This window comes from Vibrio gelatinilyticus (assembly GCF_022836845.1).
GTDB classification, from domain to species: domain Bacteria; phylum Pseudomonadota; class Gammaproteobacteria; order Enterobacterales; family Vibrionaceae; genus Vibrio; species Vibrio gelatinilyticus.
In genome coordinates, this window is the sequence record NZ_JAJNNZ010000007.1 from 98819 (window position 1) to 114821 (window position 16003).

Annotated in this window: 13 protein-coding genes; 5 read left to right on the top strand and 8 right to left on the bottom strand. The window is 43.8% G+C overall.

The window, feature by feature from the left end; all coding sequences use genetic code 11:
- Nucleotides 1–668: 668 nt before the first annotated feature.
- Complete coding sequence (locus LNL84_RS10660; protein WP_244357227.1) at nucleotides 669–1505, bottom strand: helix-turn-helix transcriptional regulator; 837 nt, start codon at nucleotides 1503–1505, stop codon at nucleotides 669–671.
- Nucleotides 1506–1597: 92 nt separating this feature from the next.
- Between LNL84_RS10660 and LNL84_RS10665 the strand changes: the two genes are divergently transcribed.
- Both LNL84_RS10665 and LNL84_RS10670 read left to right on the top strand, forming a co-directional pair.
- Nucleotides 1598–3235, top strand: coding sequence for a long-chain fatty acid--CoA ligase (locus LNL84_RS10665; RefSeq protein WP_244357228.1), 1638 nt, complete (start codon nucleotides 1598–1600; stop codon nucleotides 3233–3235).
- A 249-nt stretch (nucleotides 3236–3484) separates the two neighbouring features.
- Nucleotides 3485–4711, top strand: coding sequence for an MFS transporter (locus LNL84_RS10670; RefSeq protein WP_244357229.1), 1227 nt, complete (start codon nucleotides 3485–3487; stop codon nucleotides 4709–4711).
- A gap of 91 nt (nucleotides 4712–4802) precedes the next feature.
- Here LNL84_RS10670 and LNL84_RS10675 read toward each other — a convergent pair whose 3' ends face one another.
- The 3 genes from LNL84_RS10675 to LNL84_RS10685 all read right to left on the bottom strand — a co-directional run bounded on the left by LNL84_RS10675 (nucleotide 4803) and on the right by LNL84_RS10685 (nucleotide 6269).
- Nucleotides 4803–5324, bottom strand: coding sequence for an NADPH-dependent FMN reductase (locus LNL84_RS10675; RefSeq protein WP_244357230.1), 522 nt, complete (start codon nucleotides 5322–5324; stop codon nucleotides 4803–4805).
- Nucleotides 5325–5437: 113 nt separating this feature from the next.
- On the bottom strand, nucleotides 5438–5704 hold the full coding sequence (locus LNL84_RS10680) for a YfcL family protein (RefSeq protein WP_244357340.1): 267 nt from the start codon (nucleotides 5702–5704) through the stop codon (nucleotides 5438–5440).
- Between the two features lie 34 nt (nucleotides 5705–5738).
- On the bottom strand, nucleotides 5739–6269 hold the full coding sequence (locus LNL84_RS10685; protein WP_244357231.1) for an elongation factor P hydroxylase: 531 nt from the start codon (nucleotides 6267–6269) through the stop codon (nucleotides 5739–5741).
- Between the two features lie 268 nt (nucleotides 6270–6537).
- Here LNL84_RS10685 and LNL84_RS10690 point away from each other — a divergent pair, with 268 nt between their 5' ends.
- Nucleotides 6538–7161 (top strand): trimeric intracellular cation channel family protein, encoded by a 624-nt coding sequence (locus tag LNL84_RS10690; RefSeq protein WP_244357232.1) that lies wholly within the window; start codon nucleotides 6538–6540, stop codon nucleotides 7159–7161.
- A 120-nt stretch (nucleotides 7162–7281) separates the two neighbouring features.
- Here LNL84_RS10690 and fusA read toward each other — a convergent pair whose 3' ends face one another.
- The 3 genes from fusA to prmB form a co-directional block, all read right to left on the bottom strand.
- On the bottom strand, nucleotides 7282–9300 hold the full coding sequence (gene fusA, locus LNL84_RS10695) for an elongation factor G (protein ID WP_244357233.1): 2019 nt from the start codon (nucleotides 9298–9300) through the stop codon (nucleotides 7282–7284).
- 251 nt (nucleotides 9301–9551) lie between these two features.
- Nucleotides 9552–10637 carry a chorismate synthase gene (aroC, locus tag LNL84_RS10700; protein ID WP_244357234.1) on the bottom strand — a complete coding sequence of 362 codons (1086 nt, stop codon included), beginning with the start codon at nucleotides 10635–10637 and terminating at the stop codon, nucleotides 9552–9554.
- A gap of 175 nt (nucleotides 10638–10812) precedes the next feature.
- On the bottom strand, nucleotides 10813–11745 hold the full coding sequence (gene prmB, locus LNL84_RS10705; protein WP_244357235.1) for a 50S ribosomal protein L3 N(5)-glutamine methyltransferase: 933 nt from the start codon (nucleotides 11743–11745) through the stop codon (nucleotides 10813–10815).
- Between the two features lie 63 nt (nucleotides 11746–11808).
- On the opposite strand from prmB, the gene smrB reads away from it, so the two are divergent.
- A complete protein-coding gene (smrB, locus tag LNL84_RS10710) occupies nucleotides 11809–12339 on the top strand; it encodes an endonuclease SmrB (RefSeq protein WP_244357236.1) in 531 nt (176 codons plus the stop codon).
- A gap of 37 nt (nucleotides 12340–12376) precedes the next feature.
- On the opposite strand, the gene sixA is transcribed toward smrB, so the two are convergent.
- A complete protein-coding gene (gene sixA / locus LNL84_RS10715) occupies nucleotides 12377–12841 on the bottom strand; it encodes a phosphohistidine phosphatase SixA (RefSeq protein WP_244357237.1) in 465 nt (154 codons plus the stop codon).
- 350 nt (nucleotides 12842–13191) lie between these two features.
- On the opposite strand from sixA, the gene LNL84_RS10720 reads away from it, so the two are divergent.
- A complete protein-coding gene (locus LNL84_RS10720) occupies nucleotides 13192–15975 on the top strand; it encodes an insulinase family protein (RefSeq protein WP_244357238.1) in 2784 nt (927 codons plus the stop codon).
- The last annotated feature ends 28 nt before the right edge of the window (nucleotides 15976–16003 follow it).

Below are 16003 nucleotides of genomic sequence, written 5' to 3' on the forward strand. Positions count from 1 at the left end.
CTCAAATATTAAGCACGAAACACTAAAACCTTACAAAGATTGCGCCCAACAGTATCAATCATTGAAGTAATTTGCCATAAAAATGTAGCCAAAATGGCACAATTCGCCTGCCAGCCATCATTTTTAGATAAAAACACCACAAAATGATAAATTTACAGTGTCAGGAACTATTAGATAAATTCAGTTACAGTTTATTCTATTGAATATTCCAATTTAATTATACTTAATAGCATGAATGACCATATTAATGCGAGATTGTTTAACTTTTTACTTTCAAAACATCAACAAAACAGAACATCACAATAGGTAAAAAAATACAAATGTGAGTAAGGTCACGTAAATATACCCCGTTTTTATCGCAGTTAATCATCACACAGAATGTCATTTAGAAAGGCATATCAACTATCAAGGAATTATCGGCTTATTCGGTTACCCGTTCGCGACTAATTACGAGAATAAACAAAAAAAACCCAATCTCTGACTACCAAGAGATTGGGTTAAACTGAAGAAATCACGCAGGCTCATTTGCGTGTGCTCAGATAAGGAGATGTGTCACTTCAGTAGCAGATAAGGAGACTATCGACTGCTGCTTTGAACACCCTTAGTGTTAAATATTTCTAACACTAAGGCTATAACCCTATCAGGGGACATTACGTCTTGTTAACACATCAATGCACTTTGTTACCGCCGAAGTATGCGGTAAGTGGGTCAATATCAGAGTCAGCGGGTACCGTTGAGGCTGCCTCTAGAAAAAGAGAAAACAATTCTGACTGAGACGAAATATTTAACTTGTTATGAATACGTTTTCTATAGACCTTAACGGTCTCTGTACTCACATCTAACAAAGGTGCTATGGATTTTGTTGAGTACCCTTGCAAAACTAACTGCGTCACTTGGCACTCTCGTTCACTTAAAAAGTCTTTTCCAAAGTTACTAAAGATATCATTTAACTGATGGCCTATCGTTCTGTCTCTGGTGTCCGCTAATTTAAAGTGACTTTTCACCGCAGCTTCAATTAATTCCGCATAGTTCTTTAGGCCAGTAATTTGATCGCTGTTACTTTCCTGTTCACTACGTAACCCCAAAGAAAGGACAATACAAAAGTCGTCCGTGCAAGGCACAAGAATTCCTATTTCTTTCTTCAAACCAGTTTGGATATAAACCTTTTGATAGTACTGACTTGAATAGAACTCATCGGGAGCAATGTCTTCAAGTTGATAGACTCCCTGCTTTATACCCTTCCTAATCAGCTGATAAAACGGGTCCAATACGAGAGCATTCAAAAACTCCTTATCGCAAGTTTGATCTTCAAAATAAGTGGTATCGTTGTACAAGATAACTGGCGGTTTACCAAATTCAAACCCCATCACTATCAAGCTTTCAAAGCCCACTAAATTGGTGACCAAATTTGACAATTCCGACAGAAACTCCTGACCACCGATTGCTTCGACTACGATAGGGTATCTGCTACTGAATATAGGCCACCCTTCCTTAGGCACAGACATAGACACTCCTCTTCCTTCTCAATATTTTCAATTTACGTACCAATTTCTAGGTACTTGCTCAAACTCAGACCAAAATCATACTGGTAACACTTATGCAACAAATGGAAATAAACATGCTTGGTCAAATGATGAATACCCCACTAACGATCACCGATATCATGCGTCATGCCGATAAAGTCAATGGCGATACTGAGGTCGTTTCGATAACCTATGACAATTCATATCACAAATATTGTTTAACCGACGCCTTCCGTCGCAGTCGACAACTAGCAAATGCCCTCCAAGCGTCAGGGATCGGGCAAGGACAACGTGTTGCAACACTGGCGTGGAACGACTATCGCCACCTTGAGTTATATTATGCCGTTTCCTGCTCCGGCGCCGTTCTGCATACAGTAAACCCAAGGCTATTCCCAGAACAAATCGAGTACATCATAAATCATGCAGAAGATACGATCGTGTTCTTTGATCCCCTTTTTGCACCTTTGTTAGAAAAAATTGCCAAAAACATTAACTGTGTTAACAATTTTGTAATGCTAACCAGTGCAGACAAAATGCCAAAGTGTGATCTAGATAACGTTATTGACTATGAGAGCTACATTGCTAGTCATAGCGAAACGTTTGATTGGCCGCAGTTACAAGAGAACCAAGCAAGCTCATTGTGCTATACCTCTGGAACAACTGGACACCCAAAAGGTGTGGTTTATAGCCATCGTTCGACAGTACTGCATTCTTTGGGCAGCGCATTACCTGATGCATTTTCCCTATCTATGGATCAAACAGTAATGCCTATCGTTCCGATGTTTCACGTCAACGGATGGGGGCTCGCCTATAGCGCGCCAATGACAGGAGCGAAATTGGTGCTGCCAGGTCCAAAGATGGCGGATGGTGAAACTCTTGCCGAGTTGATCAACAACGAAAAAGTGACTATGACGGCAGGGGTGCCTGTTATCTGGCTAAATTTACTCGAGCACTTAAAGCAAAGTGACACTGACATTCCTACTCTAGATAGAATCATTGTCGGAGGCTCAGCTTGCCCTGAAATACTGATTAATGAGTTTGATGAATTGTTCAATGTTTCAGTCCATCACGCATGGGGAATGACGGAGATGAGCCCTCTAGGGACATTCAACCAATTAAAACCAAAGCTTAAAACACTTAGTGATGAACAAAAGATGTCCTATAAGCTAAAGCAGGGCCGTGTGGTTTTTGGCGTTGATATTCGTATCGAGGACTGGCAAGGAAACGAGATTGACTGGAATGGCTTCGAATTTGGTTCGATGAAAGTACGCGGTCCATGGGTGGCGTCCGGTTACTACAAGCAAGGTGAACATACTGACGATAATGGCTATTTCGATACCGGAGATGTGGCAAGCATAGATCCTGATGGGTACATGTTAATTACGGACAGATCAAAAGATGTCATTAAATCCGGTGGAGAATGGATCAGTTCCATAGAACTCGAAAACATCATCGTTGCTCATCCCGACGTAAAAGAAGCTGCTGTTATTGGCATCCCGCATAGAAAGTGGGGTGAGCGTCCTATGGTCGTCATTGTGACTAAGGGCGTCGAAATAGAAGAACAAGAAATTCTCGATTTTTATAAAGGCAAAGTTGCAAGCTTTTGTATTCCGGACGCCGTCGAGTTTGCTGAAGAATTGCCGCATACCGCTACAGGAAAGCTGAGTAAGAAAGATCTGAGAAGCCACTATAAAGATAAAATATTAGGCTAGGAGCTAAATCCCCAAAGGCTACAATCCAATTTAGGGTGCTGCATAGCAGCGCCTTAATACCGGGCAACTCAATTCATTCACAAGCCAAATGATACCCCTATCAAACATTCACTTAAAACACAAAGATAACAAATTTAACATACCTGTAACCCAAAGGGGGACTATTGGTAGTGGCCTTTTCGTCGCAACATGAGAAAGCTGAAAAAAAACGTTAATAACAGCTTGCTCAAGGAATGACAGGAGATACAAATGAGTACCATCTCAAGACTTACCCACCCCACAAGAACCATACATTCGAAAAGCCTGATAATCGCGGCTACGATGCTGGTTATGTTCGCCCCAAATGCGTTTAACTTTTTGCCCTTTATGCTAGGCGGTGTCGCTGATGTGATGTCACTCGATGCTGGTCAAATTGAAACCATTGCAATGGTTGAATTACTTGCTACCGCAGTTTCATCTTTGATTTTTTCTTTATTTTTAATCCGTCGTGCTAACTGGCGTTACGTCGGATATACCGCAGCTATCGCACTCATCGCAGGTAACTACATGAGTATGACAGCGGTGGATTTTGACAGCTTTATTAACAGCCGAATCATCGCAGGTAGTGGGCAAGGCATTGGTTACTCTCTTGGTTTGGTTGGTATGAGTGTCACAAAACATCCCGGACGTAACTTTGGCTACATGATTGCAGCTCTTAATGTTTGGCTCATCACTTGGTTTATCATGATCCCAGAGCTAATGGCGCTCTATGGTTTAGACGCCCTGTATCAATTCTTTATGTTCGCATCCGCACTTTGTCTTGTGGCGTTTTGGTTCTTTCCAAACAACGGTCGCCTTGAAAAAGACGCACATATCACAGAAAACGCAGGAACAACTGTCGATAAGAAACACTTTGTTGTTCCTATGATTTGGGTTGGTGGTGCGTTCCTAGTGTATAGCCTAAGTTTAGGTATCATCTACCCATACATCGAAATCATCGGCGACAGCATGATGGCGACAACTGAAGATGTAGGCTTGGTTCTTGCGGTTGGTTCAATAATGGCGGTTGTTGGCGGGATCTTAACTGCTCTTGTTGACAAGAAATACAGCCACATTGCGATTATCGTTACACTTAGCGTGATTAATGCGGCAGTTTGTTTCGGTATGGCAACGACACAAGATACGACTTCGTTCTTAGGCTTCTCGGCTATGTATATCATGCTTTGGAACATGGTTTATGCTCGTTACTACACGGCTCTTGCGACTACAGACCATTCAGGCTACTTCAGCTCATATGGCCCAGAAATTGGTACAGTTGGTCTGGCAGCAGGTCCAATTCTTGCGCAAGCAATGACCGATACTGGTGATTTCCAAGGCCAAGTAGGCATTGGTTCAGTATGTATTGTTGTGGCAACGCTTATGGTTATCATCGGATTGCGTAAGTCAAGGACTGTTGCGTCTAAGCTAAACTTAAACTCTGCAGCACCAACTCACTAAGCGACAAAAACAATAATAACAGCGTTTCGGCACTAAAAAACCACCTCTAGAGGTGGTTTTTTTCTATTGCGCTTAAGCTAAGGTACTGTCCTTAAAGCAAAGAGACTGCGTCTTGGATCTGCTCCTGAATTGCAAGGTTGTGTATACCACCTTTATCAAGATCAAAATTATCATAAAAGCTTGGCACTGATACACTCGCTTTCACATTACCGCCGAAATAAGGCGCTGAGTTTGTCGCCGCGGCTAATACCGTCGCCGCTCCTCCAGGGCCAGGGGACGTCGATAGATAAACCGCTGGCTTATCCTGAAATACACTCCGCTCGATGCGCGTAGCCCAGTCAAAAAGGTTTTTATACGCTGCCGGATAGTGTCCATTGTGTTCTGCAAACGAAATAACATATGCGTCTGCATCTGATAAGTCTCTAAGAAAGGCCTGTGCACCTTCCGCCTGACCAATTTCTTTTTCTACATCTTCACTAAACATTGGTACATGATAATTGGCGATGTCCAATACCGTGACTTTGGCTCCTTCTACTAAGTTTGCGGCATACTCAGCCAAAGCCTTATTAATCGATGTAGAGCTTGTACTTGCGCCAAATGCGACTATCTTCATCTCGTTACCTACCGTGTATTGAATTTGTTGGTCTAGACTAACGAATAGGAGAAAAGACTCCAGTTCACCGCACACAACGACTTGTTCAAATTTCTTGAATTAGTCTGGTAGAGTTATTGAGATAGATTTTGTAATTCACTCCACAGTTCTTGAACAATCAAGCGGTCTGCTGGAGTAAGCTCGGACTTTGCAGCTTCCAAACTACTATCAACACGTTCAACCAGTTGAGATATTTCCGTTTCTCCTAGCTCTTCACACGTGGCTACTGAAAGAGAAATATGGCCTCTCAGGTAACCACCAGCAAACAGTTCATCATCAGATGCCTCGGCAATTCGTGAATCGATAAAACTCAATAATTTTTCTTCTAACTCAATAATCATAACTATCGACAAATTCTCTATATAAACGGGGGTGTTAACAAACAACAAACAGTTTTTCCGTCAAAGGAGGGCTTTGATAGAAGTGCCTAAGGGCATCACTTAATTGTTTAACTCTCGGTGGTAAACCGACCTCAAGGAGCTTAATAACTTCTTGGTGCACTTTACTCATAAAAGCAAGGCGATCCGGTTCAACATCGCCACTAAGGTTGTCACAGCTAACCGTAAATGGAAAGCCTGCACTGATCGATAAAATCCACTCATAGGCCTGTGGACGTATCTCAACGCGCTCGAACTCAGCTTGAACTTCGGCGCTGCGACCGTCAGGTTCATACCAGTAACCGAAATCCTCTAATAATCGGCGCTCTGGGCCAGCAACACACCAATGAGCAATCTCATGCATTGCTGAAGCGTAATAGCCACGAGCAAAAATAATACGATGATACAAGGTGTTCTGGTCGCTAGGGAGGTAGATGGGTTCATCACCACCTAACTCTAAACGCGTATTATATTGAGAATAAAATGTCTGATTGAAAATGGAGATCAGATCTTGATATTGATGGCTCATGAGTCAACTGTTTCGATAAATTCAGAGTGCTATTTTCGCTGCTATTGATTATTTCGTAAAGCCAAATCAAGAGCGAGCGTTGAATTATCATTAAAACCACCGATAGCCCATCTCAAGCAGGCGGTATCAGAATGAGTTGTTGGTTTGAAAGTTCTATTTTCAGATTACATTAACTAACGTGAATGTAGACTTAGGTGTATATTTTTTCATTCGTCAAAACACACGATTCTATTTAGACTGCCTACATTATATTTTCGTGAGCCTCGTCATGTTATTAAGCGTACTTTATATCATTGGCATCACCGCAGAAGCCATGACCGGAGCACTTAGCGCTGGCCGTCGCACTATGGATTGGTTTGGTGTCATGCTTGTTGCCAGCGCGACCGCTATTGGTGGCGGTACTGTCAGGGACATCTTGCTTGGGCATTATCCACTTGGCTGGGTTAAGCACCCTGAATTTCTTGTTATTACCTGTATAGCAGGTGTTATAACAACAGGTTTCGCGCGTTGGATCATACAATTAAAGGGCATTTTCATCCGTCTTGACGCTCTAGGTCTGGTTGTATTTACCATTATTGGTACTAATGTAGGCATCGAAATGGGGTTGCACCCTTTTATTTGCGTCGTATCTGGCCTGGTTACAGGTGTATTTGGCGGGCTGTTACGTGATTTGATTTGTCGTCAAACACCTTTGGTGCTCCATCACGAGTTGTACGCCTCGATCTCTGTAATGGCTTCTTCTTTGTATTTAACCATGCTTTATTTCAATGTCGACATTCTAGTGACAACCGTCGTCACTCTTATTATTGGCTACATACTGCGTATGGCTTCAGTTCGATTTAAGTGGCGATTGCCTTCCTTCAAGCTTGAAAATGGAGAAACCATTCACTAGTTGGCACACCAATCAAAACAAGTAAAAAAGCCCTAGCACTGTGAAGTGACCCCCAATGGTTGGACACCAATTATTGGGGGTCACTTCACATCAGGACTTATTGCTCTATTCCAATATCAGTTACGACGCTGTACCTTCACAGACTTGCTTCTGTATCGGAGGAGGGGCAGGCTCATAATGACTTAACGTCATACTAAAACGCCCTTCCCCGCCAGTGAGCGCTTTTACTCTGCGCGAATAATCCTGTAATTCATTGACTGGCGATTTTGCATCTAGCAAAGTTGTACCAAAATTCCCTTGTTGGCTGCCTACAATCAAGCCTCTATTGCCCGATAAGTCACCGGAGACATCACCTACTGTAGAGGTTGGAATTTCTAATGTGAGATCAACAATTGGCTCTAAAACTATCGGAGCTGCATTTGCCACTGCATCTAAAAATGCTTTTTTCCCGGCAATAACAAAAGCGATTTCTTTGGAATCTACTGAATGATATTTTCCATCGTACACCGTCACTTCAATGTCTCGGATTGGGTTACCCGAAATAGCCCCCTCTTCTAACGCTTGACGAATGCCTTTCTCAACGGCAGGAATTAATGACGTTGGTATCGCACCACCCACCACTTTATTCACAAATTTAAATCCAGTACCCCGCTCTAAAGGCGCAACTTTGAGTTGGACTTCACCGAACTGCCCCGCCCCTCCACTTTGTTTTTTGTGGCGATATTGCCCCTCAGCTTTCTTGGTGATGGTCTCAAAATACTCAACGCTTGGCTGAGTCGTTTCTACATCCAACTTGTACACCGCAGCCATTTTTTCTAGCGCAATTTTCAAATGAAATTCACCCTGTCCACTGAGCACCGTTTCATTGACCCGGGTACGATGATCTATTCTCAGCGATGGGTCTTCCGCTGCGATTTTTGCCAAAACGTCTGACAATTTCTGTTCATCTCCACGCTTCGTAGGTTTGAGAGCCAGGTTATACATTGATTCTGGAAATTGCAGCGTTTTAAACGCTACGCCGTCTTCATCGTGTGAGTCATGGATCACCGAGTCGAATTGCAGGTCATCCACTTTAACCAATACACATAAATCACCCGCTTTGGCATTCTCGATTTCAATGCGTTTTTTGCCCTGCATTTGATATAAGTGTCCCACTTTAAACGCTTTATTGTTTTCCCCGATAAACAATTGGCTCCCAGCGGTGATCTCACCTTGAAAGACTCTGACATAAGCCAGCTTCCCCATATAAGGATCGACGCTCACTTTGTAAACATGAGCCAGAGTATGATCCAACCGATCGCAATCAATACTGATAAGATTCCCGGCTTTCTCTAGAAGCGGAGGGTTTCCTTCATCAGGCATTGGCATGATTTCGGTCAGTGTGTCCAGGAGTAACTCGCACCCAGCGCCCGTTTCGGCTGAGACAAAGCAAATTGGGATAACATGGCCAGTTCGCAGAGCTTCTTCAAAAGGGTCATGCAATTGTTTGGGGGTCAGCGCTGAACCTTGTTCAAGATAGACCTCCATTAACTCTTCATCTACTTCCACCACCTGATCAATTAAAAGCTCGTGGGCTTCTTCGACACTCGATATCAACGTTTCCTGCTCATACGCTGGCTTGAAATAACAGTCGACCACCTCATCAGCCTTTGTTGAGGGCAAATTAATTGGCAGGCATTCCGTACCAAAACGCTGCTCTATCTCATCAAGCATTGCTAATAGCTTGTCAGGGTGGTTATCAATCTTATTAATCACTATCATTCGACATTTTTGGCGCTCTAAAGAGAGTCGTTGCAGCTTTTCGGAAATCTGGTTTATCGGAGTATGACTATCTAGAATCAGTGCGGTTGATTCTACGGCTGGATAGATGCTCAAAGCTCGCCCCATCAGCTCTGCTTGCCCTGGAGTATCTATGATATTAATTCGATGATTGTGCCAAGATAACGCAACCGGGGTCGCCTCAACACTGTGATGATATTGAATAGACTGGTCGTCAAAATCAGTAATGGTGTCGCCATCTTCGACATGACCAAGATGCCGGGAGGTATGGGACAGATAAAGCAGTCGCTCGACTAAGCTGGTTTTACCGGTACCACTTTGACCAACAAAGGCGATATTTCGAATTTCGTTTTGAGACATAATTCACTCCTGAAAATGTTTGGAAACACACGCAGTACGTTGAGGTAGGCGGATAACCGCCTGCCCGTCTTCCAAGTCATTTTTCGGATCGGAATGTCCAAATAACACAACCTCCCTCGCCTACAGAGAGTTCCAGTTTGAACCGATAGTTAAGGGATTAATGTGATTAAATTCATATCAGAAAAGATTGTAGGTAGATTTTTATTCAAGTCGTGAGCCAGTACAAAAAAACGCCCATCTGGGCGTTTAATTTAGATAACCGGAGTTTCGGTGGTCACACCGTGGTTTTGCCCACGATGCCTTAACAAGTGGTCCATTAGTACAATGGCTAACATTGCCTCGGCAATTGGCACAGCACGAATACCAACACATGGGTCATGGCGACCTTTGGTAATTAACTGGGTAGGCTCACCTTGTCTAGTGATGGTATCACCAGGTACAGTGATGCTGGACGTTGGTTTCAGTGCGATGTTTGCGACAATGTCCTGGCCACTCGAAATTCCCCCTAAAATACCACCAGCATGATTACTGGCGAAGCCGTTCGGGGTTAAAGGATCACGATGCTCACTGCCCTTTTGTTTTACAACATCAAAGCCATCACCAATCTCAACACCTTTCACGGCATTGATGCTCATTAGTGCGTGGGCAATGTCTGCATCCAATCGGTCAAATATCGGCTCACCTAAGCCAACAGGAACTTTAGTTGCAACAACTTGAAGCTTGGCTCCGATTGAATCCCCTTGTTTTTTAAGGTCACGAATCAACTGGTCAAAGGCGTCGACTTTCTCTGCGTCAGGACAGAAAAAGGCATTGTTCTCAATCTCGTTCCAATCCACTTTATCAATTGAAACGTCACCCATTTGAGATAAATAAGCTCTGATTTCTACGCCAAACTCTTGTTTTAGATATTTTTTCGCAATCGCACCTGCAGCAACACGCATCGCAGTTTCACGCGCAGATGAACGACCACCGCCTCGGTAATCACGTGTCCCGTACTTTTGGTGGTATGTGTAGTCTGCGTGCCCTGGGCGGAACTTATCTTTGATCTCGGAATAATCTTTGGAGCGCTGATCGGTATTTTCTATCAACAAGCCAATAGACGTGCCCGTCGTTTGTCCCTCAAAAACTCCTGATAGAATTTTCACTTCATCTGGTTCACGGCGCTGAGTTGTATAGCGAGAAGTGCCTGGACGACGTCGATCGAGGTCCACTTGCAAATCTGCTTCTGTTATTTCTAATCCTGGGGGGCATCCATCGACAATACAACCTAATGCGATACCGTGACTTTCTCCGAATGTTGTCACTCGAAAGTGTTGTCCGATACTATTTCCTGCCATTACATCCTCTGTCCTTCAGAACAAGCACGCACCTGACTTGGTGTCCTTTGCTTGTTTGATTTGTCTATCTGTTGTTCATAATTTCATAGTGACGAGATTAATGGATGATGTAAACCCCTAATAAACAAAAAGCGCCATCCGAAGATGACGCTTTTTTTATGTTGCTCGAAAAGCATTAATCTTTATAAAGAGCAAACTCATCGTGACAGGCAACCAATTGTTCACGCGTCATCATAAATACGCCGTGGCCACCGTTGGCAAATTCGATCCACGTGAACGGAATTTCTGGGTATTGATCCATCATATGAACCATTGAATTACCCACTTCACAGATCAAGATGCCATCGTCCGTCAGGTAATCGGGTGCATTCGCTAGAATTCTACGTACCAGTTTAAGTCCATCGCTACCCGCAGCCAATCCTAGCTCAGGCTCATGCGTAAACTCATCTGGTAACGAGTCCATGTCTTCTTGGTCTACATAGGGTGGGTTGGACACAATCAGGTTGTACTTCTCTTTCGCTAAGTCGCGAAACAGATCTGAGCGAATTGGGAACACCTGTTGTTCCATACCGTGATCTTGAATGTTCTGTTCTGCCACGGCCAGAGCATCAACTGAGATGTCTATCGCGTCGACCTCGGCTTCTGGGAAGGCATGGGCACAGGCAATCGCAATACAACCACTTCCAGTACACAAGTCCATAATACGCGTTGGCTCTTCAACTAACCATGGCTGGAACTGAGCTTCAATCAACTCGCCTATTGGCGAACGAGGTACCAAGACGCGCTCGTCGACAAAGAACTCCAGGCCACAGAACCACGCTTTATTGGTTAAATAAGCCGTAGGTGTGCGTTCGTTGATTCGACGAATAACACGCTCAACGATTCGCAGTCGCTCACTGCTAGTCAATCGAGAGTTCATCACATGTGAAGGCACATCGATTGGTAGATAAAGTGTTGGTAGAATCAGTTGAACCGCTTCGTCCCAAGCATTGTCAGTACCATGACCGTAAAACAGCCCCGCCGCATTGAAGCGACTTACAGTCCAACGTATCAAATCTTGAAGCGTGTGAAGCTCAGAAACCGCCTCTTCTACAAAAATCTTATCCAAAATTGCCTCCAAAAAGCGCTACAATACTGCCTACAAGAATTTTCTAACATAGTTCCTTATTCCATGACTAAGAAAGACACCGAAATTGATGACGATTTCAGCCTGTTTCAGGATGCAGTAAAGGGCGTAAAAAAGTTGCAACAGGATACCATAGTCCAGCAGCCAAACAGAAATAAGAAGCAAAAAGAAGCAAAAAGGCTCACTAAAGAGGCAAAAGATGCTGAATTTTACTTCTCTGACGAGTTTGTCCCACATTTAAGTGAGACTGGGCCCACACGTTATGCTCGCTCTGATGTATCTCAGTATGAAGTGAAGCGACTACGACGTGGTGTGTATGTACCAGATGTGTTTTTGGATATGCACGGAATGACGCAAACCGAAGCAAAACGCGAACTCGGCGCGATGATCGCTCACTGCATAAAAGAAAGTGTCCATTGTGCGTGTGTTATGCATGGTATTGGCAAGCACATCCTCAAGCAAAAAACGCCACTGTGGCTTGCCCAGCACCCTGATGTGATGGCTTTTCACCAGGCACCTTTAGAATTTGGTGGCGATGGGGCGCTACTCGTGCTTCTGTCTGTACCAGAAAAGTAGTGATGCCCTACCCTCGTGAGTGAGTAGGGCGATGACTTTATGGGTTGATATGCCAGAGCATAGCGCCCTTGCGTTGAGTTAAATCAAAGTCGACGCACGCGAGACCAGAGGTCGGAAACATCGGGGCGGCAATGTCTCCAACAAAATCTGCCGTGAGGTATCCCACCAGCGGCAGATGAGAGACGAGCAAAATAGAGTCTAACTTTTCGACTTCAGCCAGAGCACACACAAACTCGACAACATCTTCAGAGTGGCCATAAGGCGTAATGTCATCGCAAGTCTCAACAGAAAGAGTCATGAATTCCTGATTAATGGCTTGCCACGTCTGTTGGGCTCGCAAATAAGGACTCACCAGAACCTTATCGAATCGACCAAACCCTTGCGACTTGCATGCTTTGGCGACCGACAAAGAACAGGAGATCCCGTGTTCCGTCAACGCTCTTTCTTCATCACTTGGCGCATAATGAACAGCTTCACCATGGCGCATAATAAATATTTTCATACTGCTTCCTTTACGTTCTAAGCACTTCTGCCGCACTTAAAACACTAAGACAGAAAAGGTCTACTATCATAACTGTTACACCCAGAAATAATGGGGGACACTAACACTAGCCAAAACCGGTAATTATAAATTCATTATATCAATTCGCTTGCTAAAGGATTCGACTTTCTTAACAATTTGGTAAGTACTTTTCTGATTATACGTAACTTTTCATTGGCTAGTTTGGTATTGAGCGCCATAATTATTACTAATTCAATCAATCGTGTTCGATCAAGCGCTCATCATTCACGACTTTTTGTCGCCGCCTGCAGGGAAACAGCTCCTCGCACGACTTATTCTGGAGAAGGTAAGTGCATCTAAGCCCTAACGATAATCGTTCATATCGCTATATAACGCTAGACAACAACTTGCGCGTTCTGATCATTAGTGACGAGCAAGTACAAAAAGCCGCAGCCTCATTAGCGGTTAATGTTGGCCATTTTGATGATCCCCAAGACCGAGAAGGTTTGGCTCATTATCTTGAACACATGCTATTTTTAGGGACAGAAAAATACCCTAAAGTGGGTGAATTTCAGTCTTTTATCAACCAACATGGTGGTACTAATAATGCCTGGACTGGCACAGAGCACACCTGTTTTTTCTTTGATATTTATCCCAACGCTTTTGAAAAAGGGCTAGACCGATTTAGCCAGTTTTTTACTGCTCCATTATTCAACTCAGAGGCTTTGGACAAAGAGCGACAAGCCGTTGATTCAGAATACAAACTTAAACTAAATGAAGATGGTAGAAGGCTCTATCAAGTACAAAAGGAAACCATCAATCCAGCTCACCCTTTCGCTAAGTTCTCTGTTGGTAATCAGCACACTCTAGCCGATCGCGGCGAGCAATCCATCCGTGAAGAAATTATCGACTTCCATCAAAATAACTATTCATCCGATTTGATGACAATGGCTCTTATTGGTCCCTTTGAAATTGACGAAATGGAAACCTGGGCACGTGATAAGTTCGCTTCCATCGCAAACCACAATTTGGCCAACAAAGCGATTGAAGTACCTTATGTTACAAAGGACAATACCGGTCAATATATTCAGGTCGAACCTATCAAAGAAATTCGCAAGTTGATCATGGCATTCCCAATGCCAAGTACCCAAGCGTATTACCACGAGAAGCCTCTTTCCTATTTCGCTCATTTGATTGGTTACGAAGGTGAAGGTAGCTTAATGCAGTCGCTTAAAGAACGCGGTTGGATCACTTCGCTCTCAGCGGGAGGTGGCGCATCGGGTAGTAATTATCGAGAGTTCTCGGTTAGCGCTACCTTGTCTGTCGAAGGTCTCAACCATGTCGATAGTATTATTCAGCAGGTCTTCCAATTTATTCGTCTCATTTTCGCCCATGGTTTAGATGAATGGCGTTACGCTGAGAAAAGAGCGGTTCTTGAATCTGCTTTTCAATTTCAAGAGCCTGCCAGACCTCTCGATGTCGTTAGTCACCTAGTGGTCAATATGCAAAATTACCAGCCAGAAGACATCATTTATGGTGACTACAAAATGGCTCGATATGATGCATCTCTTCTGAAGAGCTTCGCTGACTACCTCAATGTTGATAACCTTAACGTCACGCTTGTGGCAAAAGGGTTACACTATGACAAACAAGCCAACTGGTATTTTACGCCTTATTCGGTAACGCCTTTTACACCACAACAAAAAGCTCTGTTTAACAGTGATGTTAGCGTTACTGACTGCCCTTTCACGCTGCCTGAACAAAATCCATTCATCAGTTATGACCTCGCTCCTCTTGAGAAAGAAGGACAGGCAGCACATCCAGAATTGATTGAGGATTTACCCGGATTTCGTCTTTGGCACTTACAAGATCATGAATTTCGAGTGCCGAAGGGAGTGGTGTTCATCGCAATTGACAGCCCACATTCAGTTTCTACACCGCGCAATATTGTCAAAACCAGACTGTGTGTTGAAATGTTCCTCGACTCGCTGTCTGAAGAAACTTACCCAGCTGAAGTCGCAGGTTTAAGTTATGACATGTACACCCATCAAGGTGGAGTGACGCTATCGCTCTCAGGCTTTAGCCGCAAGCAGTCTAAGTTGCTGGAAATGATTTTGTCACGATTTGCCAAAAGAGAGTTCAATCAACAACGGTTTGATAGTATTAAAAGTCAACTACTTAGAAGCTGGAGCAACGCGTCAAAAGATCGCCCAATCTCTCAAATTTTTAATGCGATAACTGGAATATTGCAACCCAATAACCCGCCATACCCCGTGCTCATTGAAGCACTAGAATCTGTCGAGGTTGATGAATTATCTACGTTTGTGCAATCAATATTAGCAGAACTTCATATTGACATGTTTGTCTATGGTGACTGGCAGCGTGATGGTGCCCATCAGATCGCTGATACTCTTAAAAACGCCTTACGCATCGTTGATCAGCAATATGAAGAGAGCTTACGCCCACTGGTTATGCTCGGAGATAACGGCACCTTCCAGAAAGAGATTTTTTGTGATCAGGATGATTCTGCTGTCGTGGTTTACTATCAATGTGACGATGTAAGCGCTCGCAGTATCGCGTTGTACTCTTTGGCAAACCATTTGATGTCTGCAACTTTCTTCCATGAAATACGCACAAAGCAGCAACTGGGCTATATGGTTGGCACTGGTAACATGCCACTCAACCGACACCCCGGCATTGTGCTTTATGTTCAGTCGCCCAACGCTGCGCCATTGGATCTGATTAAATCCATCGATGAGTTTCTTAATGCGTTTTATATGGTGTTACTTGAACTTAATGACTACCAATGGCACAGCAGTAAGAAAGGCCTTTGGAATCAAATAGCGACCCCAGATACAACATTACGTGGCAGAGCACAGCGTCTATGGGTCGCGATAGGCAATAAAGACACCGAATTTGATCAACGAGAAAACGTTCTCGATGAGCTAAAGACGCTTGATAGAGCAGATATGCTCCGCTTTATCACTTCGGTGTTAAAACCAAGGACAGCAAATCGCCTCATTGTGCATACTCAAGGTAACGCACACGAAGATGCTCCTAAATTAGATCTTGGATTAGAGATCGGTTCCATTGAGGAGTTTCAGCTTCGCCCGCAAGATACTGAACTTGGCTAGCTCAGTTTTAACACAGAAAAAGGCCTAG

Excerpts from the sequence above, each read along its gene's own strand:
- LNL84_RS10660 (WP_244357227.1), bottom strand. The coding sequence starts at position 1,505 with ATGTCTGTGCCTAAGGAAGGGTGGCCTATATTCAGTAGCAGATACCCT.
- LNL84_RS10665 (WP_244357228.1), top strand. The coding sequence starts at position 1,598 with ATGCAACAAATGGAAATAAACATGCTTGGTCAAATGATGAATACCCCA.
- LNL84_RS10670 (WP_244357229.1), top strand. The coding sequence starts at position 3,485 with ATGAGTACCATCTCAAGACTTACCCACCCCACAAGAACCATACATTCG.
- LNL84_RS10675 (WP_244357230.1), bottom strand. The coding sequence starts at position 5,324 with ATGAAGATAGTCGCATTTGGCGCAAGTACAAGCTCTACATCGATTAAT.
- LNL84_RS10680 (WP_244357340.1), bottom strand. The coding sequence starts at position 5,704 with ATGATTATTGAGTTAGAAGAAAAATTATTGAGTTTTATCGATTCACGA.
- LNL84_RS10685 (WP_244357231.1), bottom strand. The coding sequence starts at position 6,269 with ATGAGCCATCAATATCAAGATCTGATCTCCATTTTCAATCAGACATTT.
- LNL84_RS10690 (WP_244357232.1), top strand. The coding sequence starts at position 6,538 with ATGTTATTAAGCGTACTTTATATCATTGGCATCACCGCAGAAGCCATG.
- fusA (WP_244357233.1), bottom strand. The coding sequence starts at position 9,300 with ATGTCTCAAAACGAAATTCGAAATATCGCCTTTGTTGGTCAAAGTGGT.
- aroC (WP_244357234.1), bottom strand. The coding sequence starts at position 10,637 with ATGGCAGGAAATAGTATCGGACAACACTTTCGAGTGACAACATTCGGA.
- smrB (WP_244357236.1), top strand. The coding sequence starts at position 11,809 with ATGACTAAGAAAGACACCGAAATTGATGACGATTTCAGCCTGTTTCAG.
- sixA (WP_244357237.1), bottom strand. The coding sequence starts at position 12,841 with ATGAAAATATTTATTATGCGCCATGGTGAAGCTGTTCATTATGCGCCA.